Raw genomic sequence first — 16322 nt, 5'->3', positions numbered from 1 at the left:
CCACCGAGCCGACATATTGCTTGCCCTTGGGATCGGCGGGGTCCTCGTCATACAGCACCACGCGCTGCGCCACCGGGGCGACCTGATCGCTCGACGATGGCTGGCCGACGCGATCGGGGATCTTCGGTTTGGTCAGCGGCGCGCCGGTATCCTTTGGCGCCTCGACCACCGTCTGCTGCGACTTGAACAGGCCGCTCACCGTGGTCACCGCCGACTTGCCCCACAGGATCGCGGCACCGACCAGGATCAGAACGAGACCGACCGCGATCGCGCTCTTGAACGGAAACACCGCGCCCGAGCGCCCGCCCTTTTTCGGCTCGCGGCCGCGCTCCTGCGCCGGGCGCGGGCGCGGCACGGGAGTTTGCGACGGCGCGTAGCGTTCGGCTTCCTCGATGGAATCCTCGTACGAATAGGGCGCGTCGGGATCGGCGCCCCGGTTCTCCATGTTCGGCTCGAGCCGGTCGAATTCCGGCGAGGGCGAGGGCACGTTGGCATAGGTTTTCCGCGCCGCGCGGTTGGCCTGCGCCGCGGCGCGGCCGAGATCGTCCGCGTCGGCGGCGATGTCGCGGAAGCCGCGCACCCCCGGCGCCTGCGGCGCGGTGTTGTCGGGGCCGCGGCGCGGTCCCCCGGTCCGCTCGCGGGTCGGCGGCAGCTGCGGATCCTGCATCGGGACTTGCGGCGGGCGCGGCGGCGCGTCGGGGCGAAGGTTGCGTGGCGGGCGCTGGTCCGGAAACTCCGGCCGGTCTTCCTGCCCGAGCGGCGACCGCGGTTGCGACGCCGTTGGCGGCCGCGGACGCGGCGGCTGCGACGAGGGCGGCGGCGCCGGTTCGCCCGGGCGCGTCGGCGGACGGGTGTTGGCGCGGAACGAATCGCCGGCACGGGCGCCGGAGCGCGAAGCATCCCCGGCGCGGGAAGCGTCCCGCGCGCGCTGAGCGGCTTCCGATTCCACCTTGCGCACGGCCTCTTCCAGCGACAGCCGCTCGCGGGTGATTTCGGATTCGCTCAAGGGCGGCTCGACGCTGCGCAATTGCGCGATCAACGCCGCGCGCGCCCGTTCATAGAGCGCACGGCGGCTCTCGCCGGGAGCACTGGGATCCAGTCCGGCGATGGCGCGGGCAATCAGCGGGTAGTAATCAGCCATCTGTACTCAACAATGCAGGCTTTCCGGTAACATCTCGTTAAGCCTCGAACGGGTTCTGGACCAGAATAGTATCCTCGCGTTCCGGGCTGGTGGAAAGCAACGCGATCGGGCAGCCCACCAGTTCTTCGACCCGGCGGACATATTTGATGGCCTGCGCCGGCAAATCCGCCCAGGAGCGGGCGTTGGCGGTCGGCTCCTTCCAGCCTTCGATGGTCTCGTAAACCGGCACCACCCGGGCCTGGGCGCCCTCGCCGGCCGGCAGGTGGTCGATTTCCTTGCCGTCCAGCACGTAGCCGGTGCAGACCTCGATGGTGTCGAAACCGTCGAGAATATCGAGCTTTGTCAGCGCCAGGCCGTTGATGCCGCAGGTCCGCACGGTCTGGCGCACCAGGACCGCATCGAACCAGCCGCAGCGCCGCTTGCGCCCGGTGTTGACGCCGAATTCCTTGCCGCGGCGGCCGATCTCCTCGCCGATCGCGTCGTGCAATTCGGTCGGAAACGGGCCCTGGCCTACCCTGGTCGTATAGGCCTTGCAGATTCCGAGCACATAGCCGACCGCGCCCGGGCCCATGCCGGTGCCGGTCGCCGCCTGCGCCGCGACCGTGTTGGACGAGGTGACGTAGGGATAGGTGCCGTGATCGACGTCGAGCAGCGCGCCCTGCGCCCCCTCGAACAGGATCCGCTTGCCCTCGCGCCGCTTCTGATCGAGCAGCCGCCACACCGTTTCCCCATAGGGCAGAAGCTGCGGCGCCAGTGCGGTCAGTTCGCGCAGGATGCCGGCGCCGTCGATTTCTTCCAGCTTAAGCCCGCGGCGCAGCGCGTTGTGGTGCGCCAGCAGGCGGTCGATCTTGTGCGGCAGGGTGTCGAGATCCGCAAGGTCCATCAGCCGGATCGCGCGGCGGCCGACCTTGTCTTCGTAGGCCGGGCCGATGCCGCGCCGCGTGGTTCCGATCGCGGTGATCGCGCTTGCGGATTCCCGGATCGCATCGAGATCGCGATGCAGAGGGAGGATCAGCGTGACATTCTCGGCAACGCGAAGATTTTCCGGGCTGACGGCGACGCCTTGCGCCCGCAGCTTCGCCACCTCGTCGAGGAAGGCCTGCGGATCGAACACCACGCCGTTGCCGATCACAGCCAGCTTCGAGGGCCGCAGCACGCCGGAGGGCAGCAGCGCCAGCTTGTAGGTCTGGCCGTTGATGACGAGCGTGTGGCCCGCATTGTGGCCGCCCTGGAAGCGCACGACGATATCGGCCTGCTCCGACAACCAGTCGACGATCTTGCCCTTCCCCTCGTCGCCCCACTGGGCGCCGACGACGACAACATTGGCCATTTCGCGCGAATTCCCTCTGCAACTAACTTGTTCGAGCCTGATCTCCGGGCCAACGCTTCGCGTTTGTCCCGAGGAAAAACCGGTCCCCATCCCGAGTAAGGTCCGAGGGGATGCTTTTTCCGGATCATGCGCCCAGCCTAAATCACGGCCGGGGCCGGTCGCATGCGAGGCACACAATCGGATAAAGGAAGCGGGCTAGCGACGCAAGCAAGAAGGCGCCCGCGCCCGTCCCAAGGGGCACTTCAACCCATTGATATCCCCCGAAAATTTGAACCGGAGGGCCGGGTCCGGTGGAGCCGCCCGGGCGACCGCCCGGGATGGCCGGCGAGGCGGCCAGGGCGGGCAACCCGGCGCGCCCTTTGTTATCGAGCCTTCAGGACAAAAATCGACGGCGTTTTTCCCAGGGAACCGGGGCGAGCGGCGCGCGGACGGCAAGACAGGCGTCGCGCGCTTGCCTTTTCAGCGATCCCGCCAGTGCCAGAACCGGCCGCGATGGGAGTTCGAATCGAGCCGGGCTTTTTGCTCGTCACTCAGCGTGGCGTAAAGCGCCTCCAGCGCGGGCCGCACCGTCCGGACCGCCTGCAGCATCGCGTCCATGCGCTTTTCCATGGCTTCGGTTCGACCGATGATGGTCTCGGGAATATCCGCCAGACATGCGTCCCGCGTGATGTCCGCGGCCTTGGCCGATGCCGCCTTGAATTCATCGAATTGGGGACGCTGCGCGTCGGTCGGTTTGATCAATTCCGCGAGCCGATCGGCGCTCCACAGCGAGAAGCCGGTTTCCGCCGAACTGCACGCACCGCCGCCGTTGCGACTGCCCATCATCCAGGACCCCATCATGCCGCGCGTCGCCCCCGATCCGGGACCATAAGGCTGGGCGGTAGCAGCGGCGAGCAGCGCGGCCACACCCAGCGCCGCCGATGCGATCACGACAACTCCGAATTTTGCGGCCACAGCCTTCCTCCGTTCAAGGAATCCGTTCGTCTGCCTCGCACCATTTTTTCAAAGCTCGTCAGTTCTGCAGTTTGGCGGAACAGGTGGAGATGCCGAACGCCGTGTAGGCAGGGCAATAGGCAAAAGTCGCGGTCAGCAATGGCACGACGCCGATCCAGCCAATCCAGTTCCAGCCGGTTTGAGGGAAACCAAGCGGAATAGCGAATGCGATCAGCAGAAGTCCCACCACGAACCGCGCAATCCGGTCGGCCGATCCAACATTGCTCATGACCCGTCATCCTTTCGAGATTTTGCGCTCGCAAGAATATGGGGCTGCGTCAACGGCTCATTGATGTGGGTCAAACCCGAACGTCGGAGCCGCGCAGATATTGGCAAGGCTACAATATGGAGAAAGCCGATGCCGCGAAATTTCGACGCTGTCGCCATCGGCTCCGGACTTGGCGGCCTGACCGCAGCGGCATTGTTTGCCCGCGCCGGCCACAAGGTGCTGGTACTCGAACGCAACCAGGGTTTTGGCGGCGCCGCCACGGTCTATCATCACGGCGCGCTTGCCATCGAAGCATCGCTGCATGAGATCGACGGGCTCGACGCCAGCGATCCCAAGGCACCGATCCTGCGCGCGCTCGGCATCGATCGCGACATCTCTTTCGTCGACGTCGGCGACCTGCATGAGGTGAGAAGCCCGCTGTTCGAAAAACCCTTCGTGATGCCGCACGGGTTCGATGCCGCGCTCGCGGCGAGCAAGGCGCACTTTCCGCAACAGGCCAGGGGCATCGAGCAATATTTCGAGCGCATCGACGCGGTTCGGCAGGCGGTCGCCATGATGAGCGAGCATCAGGATGACCGCAGCTGGTGGCTCTGGAACGCGCCGACATTGCCGTGGCGGTTGTGGCCGTTGATCCGCGACCGTCACGCGACATTCGGCGAGGTGTTTGGCCGGCTGTTCGGTGACAACGAGGCGGTCAAGCTCGCATTGGCGTCGAACCTCGGATACTACACCGACGACGCCGACACCATGCCGTTCATCCATTTCGCTGTCCCGCAGGCGTCTTATCTCACGGGGGGCGGCCACTATATCCGCGGCGGCTCGCAGGTGCTCAGCGACAGGCTGGTCGCCATCATTCGCGAAGCCGGCGGCATGGTCGAGGCCGGCCGCGAGGTCGAGACCATCCTGCTGGATGGCAACCGCGCGCGCGGCGTCCGGCATCGCGCGCGCAAGACCGGCGAGGTCGAGGAGGAACTCGCGCCGATCGTGTTCGGAAATGCCGCGCCGGATGTTCTGGCAACCATGCTGCCGGACGACAAGCGCGCAACGTTCATGTCGCGTTACCAGGGCCGCCGTCGGTCGATCTCGCTGTGGACGATGTCGCTCGGGCTGAACCGGCACTCGCACGACTTCGGAGTCCGGCGTTATTCGACCAGCATCCTGCCGTCATGGCTCACCACTCTGTCGGGGTTTCGCGACGCCGCCGCTGTGCTGGGCGAGGATAAGGAAGACCGGATCACGCCCTATGGCTTTGTCGCCTACGACCAGATCGATTCCGGACTCAATCCCGATGGCCCTTATCTTGCGGCCCTGGTCGGCCTCGATCGGGTTCAGAACTGGACCGGTCTGACGCCAGAGGCCAAGCACGCGCGCAAGGAGCGCTGGATGGATCGCATCGTTGCCGATCTCGACCGGCAATTCCCCGGCATCGCCGGAGCCATCATCCATCGCGAGATGTCGACGTCGGAGACGTTCCAGCAATACCTCAATACGCCCGGCGGTTCGCTCTATGGCTTCGCGCCGGAATCGCGCGGATTCATGCCGCTGGCCGCCACTGCGATCGACGGCTTGTACCTTGCCTCGGCCTTCACCGGCGGCGGCGGTTTTACCGGCGCGATCCTGGGCGGAGGCTGGGCCGCCCGCGCGGCCATGCGTGCGGACGTCTGAACATCAAATCCAGGGCGCCCATCGGCAGGTTTGATCCTGCTCAAGAACCAAACGTGCAAAGCTGATCGACTGAATACCAATCGCTGCAACGGGGAGGAAATTCGTGGCTAGCATCGAAGCGATACCCGGCTCCGCCGCCGCCGGGGTCCCACCGGCGGCAAAGCCGGGCTGGCTACGATCCAACTGGGGCGTCCTGCTCGCGGTAGCAGCGCTCGTCACGGTGATTCTCTTGCCGACGCCGGAAGGTCTTTCGATCGCCGGGCAGCGGATGCTGGCGATCCTGGCTTTTGCCGTCATCGTCTGGATGACCGAAGCGCTCGATTATGCCGTCTCGGCCGTCGTCATCGCCGCGCTGATGGCGTTTCTGCTCGGCCTCTCGCCGAATCCGGCCAATCCCACGGTGCTGCTCGGCACCAGCGCGGGTCTCGGCCTCGCCTTCAGCGGCTTTGCCAACACCGCGCTGGCGCTGGTGGCTTCAGCCCTGTTTCTCGCCGCCGCCATGACGGCGACCGGGCTCGACAAGCGTATTGCGCTTGGAATTCTCGCCCGTGTCGGCGTCGAGGTGCATCACGTTGTGGTTGGAGCGATTCTGGTCGGCTTCGTGATGGCGTTTCTGGTCCCCTCCACCACCGCGCGCGTCGCCTGCCTGGTGCCGATCACGCTCGGCATCATCGCCGCTTTCGGCGTCAACAAAAAGGGCGCCTTCGCCGGCATGCTGATGATCACGACGGTACAAACCGCTAGCATCTGGAACGTCGGCATCAAGACCGCCTCGGCACAGAACATGGTCGCGATCGGCTTCATCGAGAAGACGCTGCAAAAATCCATCACCTGGCTGGAATGGTTCATCGCCGCCGCCCCCTTCGGCATCCTGATGTCGATCGCACTTTATTTCGTGATGACACGGATGATGCGCTCCGAGGTCAGGCAACTCCCGGGAGGCCGCGAACAGATCCGCAAATCGCTCGCCGAACTCGGGCCCATGAAGGCGTCTGAAAAAAAGCTGCTCGCGATATCGCTGACGTTGCTCGGGTTCTGGAGCACCGAAGGCGTGCTTCACAGTTTCGACACCTCGTCGACCACGCTGGCCGCGGTGGCGCTGATGTTCCTGCCGGGAATTGGAATCATGACCTGGAAGGAAGCTCAGCCCAAGATTCCCTGGGGCACGGTGGTGCTGTTCGGCATCGGCATCAGCGTCGGCACGGCGCTGCTGCAGACCAAGGGCGCTGCCTTTCTCGCCAGTCTCGCGGTCGCCGAATTCGGCCTCAAATATGCCACCTCGCTGTTCGTGCTGGCGGTGCTGAGCCTGTTTCTCACCTTGATTCACCTCGGTTTCGCCAGCGCGACCGCGCTCGCATCCGCGATGATCCCGATCGTCATCGCGGTGCTGCAAGGCATTGCGACACCGGGCATTAACGTCGTCGGCATGACGATGCTGCTGCAGTTCGTGGTCTCCTTCGGTTTCATTCTGGTCGTCAATGCGCCGCAGAACATGCTGGCCTATGGAACCGAGACCTTCGATGCGAAGGATTTCGTACGCACCGGCCTGGTCCTGACGGTAATCGCGCTCGCTCTGATCATGCTGCTCGGCGCAACCTACTGGCGCTGGCTCGGCTACGTCTGAGCCATGGCAGCACCCCTTGCGACGAAGAAGGCGGCCAGCGCGGTCGCCTTGCGCATGGTCGCGATGCGTCCTTCGCCATTGATGCGTGGTGAAAATCCGTGTCTGTGGGGCGGCCGGGCAAGAATCTGCCGGCCGGGTGTCACACCGGGCCGGGCCGCGGCGTCATGAACCGGGCCGAGAACCACGCCGCATGTCAGCTTCCGATCAAACCTCCGCTGCCGCTTCTCCGCTAGGCTGGCTCGCCAATCAGCCCTATCTGCTGCTCTCGATTACCGCGCTGTGCTGGGCCGGCAACGCCATCGTCGGCCGCCTCGCCGCCGGGCAAATCCCGCCGGTGACGCTGTCATTCCTGCGCTGGTCGCTGGCGTTCCTCATCATCCTTCCGATCGCCTGGAAGCATCTCAAGCACGACTGGCCGACGATCCGCGCCAGCCTCGGCACGATGGTCGCCCTCTCGCTCACCGGGATCTCGGCCTTCACCGCCATGCAATACTGGTCGCTCGAACACACCACGGCGCTGAACACCCTGCTGTTGCAGTCCGCCGCACCGCTGTTCGTCGCGGTGTGGTCGCTGTTCCTGCTCGGCGTTCGCCTGACGCTGGCACAGGCGATCGGGGTTGCGCTGTCGCTGACGGGCGTGCTGGTGATCCTGCTGCACGGCGACCTCACGGCGCTCACGGGCATTGCGTTCAACAAGGGCGACATCATCTTCACGTTGGCGCTGGTGATCTTCGGACTTTATTCGGTGTTGTCGCTGAAGCGTCCGAAAATTCACGGCCTGTCGTTCGTCGGCTTCACTTTTGGCTGCGGCGCGGCGTGCCTGATTCCGCTGTTGATATGGGAATTGGTCTCGCGCCCGGTGATGCAGCTGAATACAGCCAATCTGCTGTCGACGGCCTACGTCGCGGTTTTTCCCTCCACCGTTGCCTATCTGTGCTTCAACCGCGGGGTGCAGCTGATCGGCGCCAACCGCGCCGCGCCGTTCTTCCACGTCGTGCCGGTGTTCGGATCGGTGATGGCGATCGTCTTTCTCGGGGAACACCCGCAGCTGTTTCATGTCATCGGCTTTGTGATGGTGCTGACCGGCGTTTTCGTGGCGTCACGCAAGACCTCCGCACCATCCGGCTGAACCGGACCAGCTGCGCACCATCCGATGTTCGACGAACCGTCGTGACAGCCGATCGATAGCCAGGACATTGTAGCATTGCAGGCGCCGCACTTGTCGCGCGAGGCTGTTCCGGGACATCCTTGCCCGAAGCAATGACGATTCCCGCCCCCTCGCCGTCCGCGCACGATCCGGTCCGATGGCTCAACCATCAGCCCTATCTGCTGCTGAGCCTGACCGCGCTGTTCTGGGCCGCCAATATCGTGCTGGGGCGCCATGTCGCCGGCCACGTGCCGCCGATGACACTGTCCTGCGTCAGGTGGATCGGGGCGTTTTTCATGTTGCTGCCGTTCGCGCGGCGGCATCTCGCGCGCGACTGGCCGGTGCTGCGCGCGCGGCTTCCGCTCATGATCGGGCTGTCGACGACCGGCTTCGCCATCAACAACGGGCTGTCCTACTGGGCGTTGCAATACACCCAGGCCTTGAACGCGCTGTTGATCCAGTCGTCCGGGCCGCTATTCGTGGCGCTGTGGTCGCTGATCCTGTTCGGCGTGCGTCTGACCTGGGCCCAGTTCGCCGGCATCGCCATTTCGCTGGCGGGCGTCCTCACCATCATCCTGCGTGGCGATCTCGGAGCGCTGGCCGGCATCCGGTTCAATTTGGGCGACGTGATGTTCGCCGGCGCGGTGCTGTCGTTCGGACTGTATTCCGCGCTGATGTTGCGCCGGCCGGTGACGCATCCGCTGTCGCTGATCTGCTTCACCATGGCATGTGGCGCGATCCTGCTGTTACCGTTCTCGGTCTGGGAATACACCACCGGCTTCACGCTGAAGCTGGATACGATGACGGTCGTCACCGTGACCTATGTCGTGATCTTTCCCTCGACGCTGGCCTATCTGTTCTTCAACCGCGGCATCGCGCTGATCGGGCCGAACCGCGCCGCGCCGTTCTTTCACCTGGTGCCGGTGTTCGGCTCCGCCATGGCGATCCTGCTGCTCGGCGAGGAGCCGCGGCTGTTTCATCTGGTCGGATATGTTCTGGTGCTCGCCGGCGTGGTGATCGCGTCACGATCGGCGTCCGCGGCAGCGTAGACTTTCGTTTCCCGGACGCGGTGCCGCGTTCTCCCGGCGATGCCAGGCATCGTCCGGTCACGCTGCTCCCAGGAGCCGGGATCCACTCGTGTAACATGGGCCCCGGATCAGCAGCGCATCACGCCGCAAGAACGGCGCGCGGCGCGGCATCCGGGGAACCAGTCGTGCGCTGTTCTGCAAATCAGCCTACGCCGCGCGGACCTTGACCAGGAATTCGTCGACCGCGTGACGCAGCATTCCCGACTGTTTGTCGAGTTCGCGGGCGTTGGAAAGCACGTCCGAAGCGGCCAAGCCTGTGGCCGCCGCCGCCGTGGTAACGCCGCCGATATGGGCGCTGATCTCGCTCGAGCCGGCCGCGACCGACTGGATGTTGCGTGCGATCTCGCGCGTCGCATCGCCCTGCTGCTCGATCGAGGTGGCGATGCTGCCGGTGATCTCGCTCATCTGCGCGATGGTTTCGGTGATGCCGCCGATCGAGTGAACCGCCTCGCTGGTCGATGCCTGCATGGCTGCGACCTGGGCCGAGATTTCCTCGGTCGCCTTGGCGGTCTGGTTGGCGAGCGCCTTCACTTCGGAGGCCACCACGGCGAAGCCGCGGCCGGATTCGCCGGCACGCGCGGCCTCGATGGTCGCGTTCAGCGCCAGCAAATTGGTCTGCGCGGCGATCGAGTGGATCAGCTTGACCACCTCGCCGATCTTCTCGGCGCCGGTCGACAAGGCCTTGACGGTGGCGTTGGTGCGCTCGGCGTCCCCTACCGCCTTGTTCGCGATCTCGGTCGATCGCGTCACCTGCCGGGAAATCTCGCTAACCGAGCCTGACAGTTCTTCCGCGGCGGCCGCGACCGTTCCGACATTGTTGGAGGCGCTGTCGGACGCCGCGCCGACCGTCGCAGCGCGTGCGCTGGCGTCGCTGGCGGTAGCGGTCATCGACTGCGCCGTCGTCTGCATCCCCGCTGCCGCCGTCGCCACCGTGCTGACGATACCCTTGACGCTGCGTTCGAAGTCGCTGGCGATATTTTCCATTGCCGCGCGGCGCTCGGCCGCGGCGCGCGCTTGCGTCTCGGCCTCGAGCTTTTCGAGCCCGCGAATGCGCACGGCATTGTCCTTGAATATCTGGACCGTCGCGGCCATGGCGCCGACCTCGTCGCCGCGCTCGATACCGGGAATGTCCTGTTCAAGCGCACCGTCGGCCAGCGCCCGCATGCGGGTGCCGAGCTGATCGAGCGGCCGGCTGATGCTGCGGCCGATCAGCCAGGCGATGCCGCCGGAGACCAGGGCAATGATCAGCATGGCAAGACCGAGCGCCCAGACGACCGGCTTCAGCTTGGCGTCGAGATCGTCGAGATAGGCCCCGGTGCCGACATACATGTTCCAGCCGGGCACCGCGACGGCATAGCCGATCTTGCGGATCGGCTTTTCCTCACCGGGTTTCACATATTCATACGGCAGCAGGATCTCGCCCTTGGCCTTCACGCCATCCAATAGTTCCTGGGAGAGCTTTCGGCCGTTGGTCACCACATCCATCCGATTGGTCCCGACCTGCTTGGGATCGGGTGACAGCACCGTGATGCCGTCATATGTCGTGCCGAACAAATAGCCGGCGCCGTTGTCGTAAGTCATGGAATTGGCGCGCCGGCCGAATTCGGCGAGCGCGGCTTCCTTGGTGAGCTGTCCGGCGTCGACCTGCTTCTGCAGCCCCACCGCCATGTTGCGGGCAAGCTCCACGATGGCACGAACCTGATCGATCCGGTTGTTCAGCATCTCCCGCTGCATCAGATAACCTGCGAGAACGCCCGCGATGCAGAGGCCAAGCAGAGCGACGCCCACCAAAATTCCGAGTTTGGGGACGATCTTCAGATTGTTCAGCTTCAAGGGGACGTCTCCGGGGTGCGTGCGCAAGGCGCGCGATGGGCGGAAAATCAGTCCCTCACGATAGCGTGAAATCCCTTAGCGCTTGGTTACGAAAGCCTATCCGCGGGCGCGACGGTTGCAGGAAACTGCAACCGAATCAGGCATCTGTGGTTGCAAAGCGAGCCGAACGAGTCCAATGGCGGGAAACGGCGGCAAGCCACCGCCGTCCTAAAACGCCAGCGCCTTGGCCTGCTTCACCTGCGGCAGCGCCTGCACCTTGGCGAGCAGCTCCGCCGGCACCACGCCGTCGACCTCGACCAGCGCGATGGCATCACCGCCCGGCTTGTTGCGGCCGAGATGGAAGGTCGCGATGTTGAGCTTGGCATCGCCGAGCAGGCCGGCGAAGCGGCCGATGAACCCCGGTTTGTCCTCATTGGTGACGTAGATCATCGACTTGCCGAACTCGGCATCGACCCGGATCCCCTTGATGTCGACAAGCCGCGGCTTGCCGTCGGCATAGACCGTGCCCGACACCGAGCGCTCCTGCCGTTCGGTGGTGACGGTGACCGTGATCAGGCTTTCGTAGTCGCTCTGCGCCGCGCGCACGATCTCGTCGACCACCATACCGCGCTCCTTGGCGATGACCGGCGCCGACACCACGTTGATGTCGCCGAGCATCGGCCGCAGCAGGCCCGACAGCACCGCCGAGGTCAGCGCCTTGATCTTCATTTCGGCGACGTGGCCCTCATAGGTGATCTGCACCTTGGCGATGCCCGTCTCAGTGAGCTGGCCGGCGAACGAGCCGAGTTTTTCGGCAAGCGCGATGAACGGCTTCAGCTTCGGCGCCTCTTCCGCCGTGATCGAGGGAAAATTGACCGCGTTGGAAATCGCCCCGCTCAAGAGATAGTCCGACATCTGCTCGGCGACCTGAAGTGCTACGTTTTCCTGCGCCTCGGTGGTGGCGGCGCCAAGATGCGGCGTGCAGATCACGTTGGGGTGACCGAACAGCACGTTCGATGTGGCCGGCTCCTCGACGAACACGTCGAACGCAGCACCGGCGACATGCCTGGAATTCAGTGCATTCACCAGCGCCTGCTCGTCGACCAGCCCGCCGCGCGCGCAATTGATGATGCGCACGCCCTTTTTCATCTTTGCCAAGGCGGCGGCGTCGATGATGTTTTTGGTCTTCTCGGTCAGCGGCGTATGCAGGGTGATGAAATCGGCGCGCTTGAACAATTCATCGAGTTCGACCTTCTCGACGCCGATGTCCTTGGCGCGTTCCGGCGACAGGAACGGATCGAACGCGATCACCTTCATGCGCAGTCCGAGCCCGCGATCGGCGACGATCGAGCCGATATTGCCGCAGCCGATCACGCCCAGCGTCTTGCCGGTGATCTCGACACCCATGAAGCGGTTCTTTTCCCACTTGCCGGCCTGGGTCGAGGCATCGGCCTGCGGAATTTCGCGCGCCAGCGCCAGCATCAGCGTGATCGCATGTTCGGCCGTGGTGATCGAATTGCCGAACGGCGTGTTCATGACGATGATGCCCTTCGCCGTGGCGGCGGCAATCTCCACATTGTCGACGCCGATCCCGGCGCGGCCGATCACCTTCAGCCGCGTCGCCTTTTCGATGATCTTGGCAGTGGCCTTGGTGGCCGAGCGGATCGCGAGGCCGTCGTAATTGCCGATGATCTCGGCGAGCTTGTCCTTGTCCTTGCCGAGATTGGGCTGGAAATCCACGTCGATGCCGCGATCCTTGAAGATCTGCACCGCGGCGGGCGACAGCGCGTCGGAAATGAGAACCTTGGGTTTTGTCATGGGGACCTTCCTTCACCCTCCCCTGAAGGGGGAGGGTCGGCGCGAAGCGCCGGGGTGGGGTGAAACTGCTGATGTGAAATTCTGCGTGCGCCGGATTGAGGGAAAGGTCACCCCACCCCGCCGCACCTCCGGTGCGACGACCCTCCCCCTCCAGGGGAGGGTGAAACTCAGGCCGCCTTTGGCAGCTGTGCCTTGGTCTCGGCGAAAGCCCAGTCGATCCACTGCGTCAGCAATGCGACGTCGTTGGCTTCCACCGTGGCGCCGCACCAGATGCGCAGGCCCGCCGGCGCGTCACGATAATGCGCGAAGTCGTAACCGGCGCCTTCCTTCTCGACCAGCGCAACGAGCTTCTTGGCGAAATCGACCTGCGCGTCCGGCGTCAGCGACGTGATCGCGGGGTCGACCACCCTCATGCACACCGAAGTATTGGACCGGATCTTCGGGTCCCTGGCCAGAAAATCGATCCACAGCGTTTTCGCCTTCCAGTCGGCGAGCACCTTGGTGTTGGCGTCGGCGCGCCCAATCAGGGCCTTGAGGCCGCCGACCGATTTCGCCCAGTTCAGCGCGTCGAGATAATCCTCGACGCACAGCATCGACGGTGTGTTGATGGTTTCGCCCTCGAAGATGCCCTCGTTGAGCTTGCCGCCCTTGGTCATGCGGAAGATTTTCGGCAGCGGCCAGGCCGGCTTGTAGGTCTCGAGCCGTTCCACCGCGCGCGGGCTCAGCACCAGCATGCCATGCGCGGCCTCGCCGCCCAGCGCCTTCTGCCAGGAGAACGTCACCACATCGAGCTTGGCCCAGTCGAGGGCCTGCGCGAACGCCGCCGAGGTGGCGTCGCAGATGGTCAGGCCCTCGCGCTTGGCGCCGATCCAGTCGGCATTGGGAACGCGAACGCCCGAAGTGGTGCCGTTCCAGGTGAAGACGATGTCGGAAGCAGGATCAGCCTTGCTGAGATCGGGGATCTCGCCATAGCCGGCGTGCAGCTTCGTCACATCCTTGAGCTTCAATTCCTTGACGATATCGCTGACCCAGCCTTCGCCGAAGGATTCCCAGGCGATGGTGGTCACCGGCCGCGCGCCAAGCAGCGACCACAACGCCATCTCGACGGCGCCGGTATCGGAGGCCGGCACGATGCCGATCTTGTAACCGGCGGGGACTTCAAGCACCTCGCGCGTCAGCTCGATCGCGAGCTTGAGCTTGGCCTTGCCGATCTTGGCGCGATGCGAACGGCCGAGCGCGGCATCCTGGAGTTTTTGGGGGGTCCAGCCGGGGCGCTTGGCGCAGGGGCCGGAAGAAAAATGCGGCACATTGGGCCGCGAAGCGGGCTTCGCTGCAGTCATGATCTATCCTTCCAGATAGCAAGCCTCCCGTTGGGGGGAGGTGTCCCGCCGCGGTGCATAAGGGAACGCTAGCGAATCGTCAAGGAAGTTTGCTGGGATCAGGCATGACCTTGGGATCAGGCATGACCCCGGGATCACCAGCAGTGGACGGTTCGGCATCGGGGGGCGGCGGCGGCTGCGAATCCAGCAATTCCGCCGCATCCGTGACGAGCCGGGCGGCTCGGCGCCGGCTCGCGATTCTCAGAACACTGTTGTCGCCCGCACGCACGACATACTCGTCGCCGATCCTGACAATCGAATAATTCTTCATTGGCGGTCCCCAAGCTGCCCAGGCCCGACGGGATACGCCAAAATCTCACGGAACGATCCGCCAATAAAATGACGATGATCTGAGTAGTTTATCGCGCGTTAACCGGAATGAACGGCAAACCCCGTTTTGCAATGGTCGCAACGGCGCTTCATGAACGCCGAATTTTTGGCTGTATCAAACCGCAACGTCACCCGGACATGGCTCGAATAACACCATGCTAGCGCGCCGGCGCCAGTCCGAGCGATTTCTCGGTCTCGCCGATCCAGCGCCGCAACGAGGCATAGCCGTCGAGGTGAAAGCCGCCCTGATGCGCCAGCCTGGTATAGGCCAGCAGCGCGATATCGGCGAGGGTCACGGCGTCACCGACCAAAAATCGCGTCGCCGCCAGTTCGTGCTCCATCCGCGCCAGCGCGGCGTAGCCACGCTTGATTTTGTCCGGGTCGAGATCGGATGCCGGCTTGCCCAGATAGACCATCTGAAAGCGGCAGCCGGCGATATAGGGTTCGTGGCTGAACTGTTCCCAGAACAACCACTCGTCCATCCTGGCGGCAGCAAAAGCATCGGCCGGAACAAGGTCGCTGTCGCGGGCGAGGTAACGAATGATCGCGTTGGACTGTGCCAGCGTGCGGCCGTCGTCGAATTCGACGGTCGGTACCTGCCCTGCGCTATTGAGTTTGAGGAATTGCGAGGTTCGGCTCTCGCCCTTCAGGATGTCAATGGAAATCCAGGTATAGGGCAGCGCGAGGCTGTCGCAGACCCATTTCACCTTCAGGCAATTGCCCGAATTGAGATCGCCATAGATTTTCATGGCTGGCCTCCGTTCTCAGAACGACAGACCAACAGGCGGGATCAATGATGTCAACAATATCCGGTCGCGGACGATACGCGAAACCGCCCGGTCAGAACTTGTAGCCCACGCCAACGCGGACGGTGTTGACGGTTGTGTCGACGGTCGCGGCGAATCGAAGATATTCCCACTCGGCGCGAAGGAAGAGTCCCTCCCACAACATGACATCGAGACCAAGGCCGCCCGCGTAGCCCACGACAAAATGGGCATTCGCGTTATCGGACAAGCTGTTGTTGGACGGCCCAATGTCCGGCAAGGGAGGTATCGCGGTGCCGACATATTTGTAGAAGAGGTTGACGTTGGCGGTCCGGTCGATATTCGCCTGCCCCATTGCAACCCCTGCGAAGGCATAAGGCAGGAAGCTACCGAACGCATACCCGCCTCGGACACGAAGGGAGCCGAAATCGGTAAGTTTCATCGACGCACTCGATGCCGCATATGCCGTCGAATAGTAGTTAGCGGGGAACATGAATGTTCGCGCTTGGGAGCCGCTTGAAGCGCCGAACAAATTGCCGTGAGTATAATTCAGTTCGATACCTACCAGCGCTTCGCTCCACTGAAAATTATAGCCAATGAAGCCCCCATAGCCGCTGCCCGACGCGTGTGCGGTGCTGTTCAACGGCCATTTGGAAATGTTGAACTGTTGTTCGAGATCAACATTGTTCAGCAGCTTGGCGAGGAGGTCCTGACCAGAGTTGGTGAAGTCCATGTCGGCTACACCGTGTGACGCCTGGCCGCCGATATAGCCACCTGCCCAGTTGACGGTGGGCGACGGCGACGATGAAAGGCTCCCGCGCAGAAAGTCCGGCATGTCGGCCGCCTGCGCGCAGGACATCGTTCCGAACATCGCCGCCGCCAGCATGAACTTACGCATCGAAATACTCCCATCGGATACCCTGAACTTGGTGCTGATCATCGCGCGTTAACCTTAACCAATGGTTGTCGCGGCACTCTGATTGGCATGATCTTGTCCGAAAA

Annotated in this window: 14 protein-coding genes; 4 read left to right on the top strand and 10 right to left on the bottom strand. The window is 64.0% G+C overall.

From position 1 onward, the window contains the following. The 4 genes from E8A46_RS00070 to E8A46_RS00055 form a co-directional block, all read right to left on the bottom strand. On the bottom strand, positions 1-1141 hold a 1141-nt coding region (locus E8A46_RS00070), incomplete at its 3' end, for a hypothetical protein (protein ID WP_291555913.1). A 37-nt stretch (positions 1142-1178) separates the two neighbouring features. Continuing rightward, entirely contained in the window at positions 1179-2471 is a 1293-nt protein-coding gene (locus E8A46_RS00065) for an adenylosuccinate synthase (protein WP_291555911.1), read from the bottom strand. A gap of 459 nt (positions 2472-2930) precedes the next feature. Then, positions 2931-3425: a Spy/CpxP family protein refolding chaperone gene (locus tag E8A46_RS00060; RefSeq protein ID WP_291555909.1), complete on the bottom strand. Its 495-nt coding sequence runs from the start codon at positions 3423-3425 to the stop codon at positions 2931-2933. A 58-nt stretch (positions 3426-3483) separates the two neighbouring features. Continuing rightward, positions 3484-3693 (bottom strand): DUF2892 domain-containing protein, encoded by a 210-nt coding sequence (locus E8A46_RS00055; protein ID WP_291555906.1) that lies wholly within the window; start codon positions 3691-3693, stop codon positions 3484-3486. A gap of 129 nt (positions 3694-3822) precedes the next feature. On the opposite strand from E8A46_RS00055, the gene E8A46_RS00050 reads away from it, so the two are divergent. From E8A46_RS00050 to E8A46_RS00035, 4 genes are all read left to right on the top strand, one after another. Next, entirely contained in the window at positions 3823-5358 is a 1536-nt protein-coding gene (locus tag E8A46_RS00050) for an NAD(P)/FAD-dependent oxidoreductase (protein ID WP_291555904.1), read from the top strand. A 103-nt stretch (positions 5359-5461) separates the two neighbouring features. Beyond that, entirely contained in the window at positions 5462-6982 is a 1521-nt protein-coding gene (locus E8A46_RS00045) for a DASS family sodium-coupled anion symporter (protein ID WP_291555902.1), read from the top strand. 190 nt (positions 6983-7172) lie between these two features. Then, a complete protein-coding gene (locus E8A46_RS00040; protein ID WP_291555900.1) occupies positions 7173-8111 on the top strand; it encodes a DMT family transporter in 939 nt (312 codons plus the stop codon). A 131-nt stretch (positions 8112-8242) separates the two neighbouring features. Then, positions 8243-9178 (top strand): DMT family transporter, encoded by a 936-nt coding sequence (locus tag E8A46_RS00035; RefSeq protein ID WP_291555899.1) that lies wholly within the window; start codon positions 8243-8245, stop codon positions 9176-9178. A gap of 186 nt (positions 9179-9364) precedes the next feature. On the opposite strand, the gene E8A46_RS00030 is transcribed toward E8A46_RS00035, so the two are convergent. The 6 genes from E8A46_RS00030 to E8A46_RS00005 form a co-directional block, all read right to left on the bottom strand. Further along, positions 9365-11050 carry a methyl-accepting chemotaxis protein gene (locus tag E8A46_RS00030; protein ID WP_291555896.1) on the bottom strand — a complete coding sequence of 562 codons (1686 nt, stop codon included), beginning with the start codon at positions 11048-11050 and terminating at the stop codon, positions 9365-9367. A 207-nt stretch (positions 11051-11257) separates the two neighbouring features. Next, complete coding sequence (gene serA, locus E8A46_RS00025) at positions 11258-12847, bottom strand: phosphoglycerate dehydrogenase (protein WP_291555894.1); 1590 nt, start codon at positions 12845-12847, stop codon at positions 11258-11260. Positions 12848-13014: 167 nt separating this feature from the next. Beyond that, complete coding sequence (locus E8A46_RS00020; RefSeq protein WP_291555892.1) at positions 13015-14187, bottom strand: phosphoserine transaminase; 1173 nt, start codon at positions 14185-14187, stop codon at positions 13015-13017. Positions 14188-14266: 79 nt separating this feature from the next. Beyond that, the gene (locus E8A46_RS00015) at positions 14267-14497 is read right to left on the bottom strand and encodes a hypothetical protein (RefSeq protein ID WP_291555890.1); all 231 of its coding nucleotides are present in this window, start codon (positions 14495-14497) and stop codon (positions 14267-14269) included. A 217-nt stretch (positions 14498-14714) separates the two neighbouring features. Then, the gene (locus E8A46_RS00010) at positions 14715-15305 is read right to left on the bottom strand and encodes a glutathione S-transferase family protein (RefSeq protein WP_291555888.1); all 591 of its coding nucleotides are present in this window, start codon (positions 15303-15305) and stop codon (positions 14715-14717) included. A gap of 91 nt (positions 15306-15396) precedes the next feature. Then, positions 15397-16218 carry an outer membrane beta-barrel protein gene (locus E8A46_RS00005; protein ID WP_291555886.1) on the bottom strand — a complete coding sequence of 274 codons (822 nt, stop codon included), beginning with the start codon at positions 16216-16218 and terminating at the stop codon, positions 15397-15399. Between the last annotated feature and the right edge of the window lie 104 nt (positions 16219-16322).

Origin of the sequence: Bradyrhizobium sp., from assembly GCF_004799445.1 — a bacterium.
Lineage (GTDB): Bacteria > Pseudomonadota > Alphaproteobacteria > Rhizobiales > Xanthobacteraceae > Bradyrhizobium.
The sequence above is the reverse complement of the archived record's forward strand: the minus strand, read 5'-3'. Positions and strand labels throughout refer to the sequence as shown.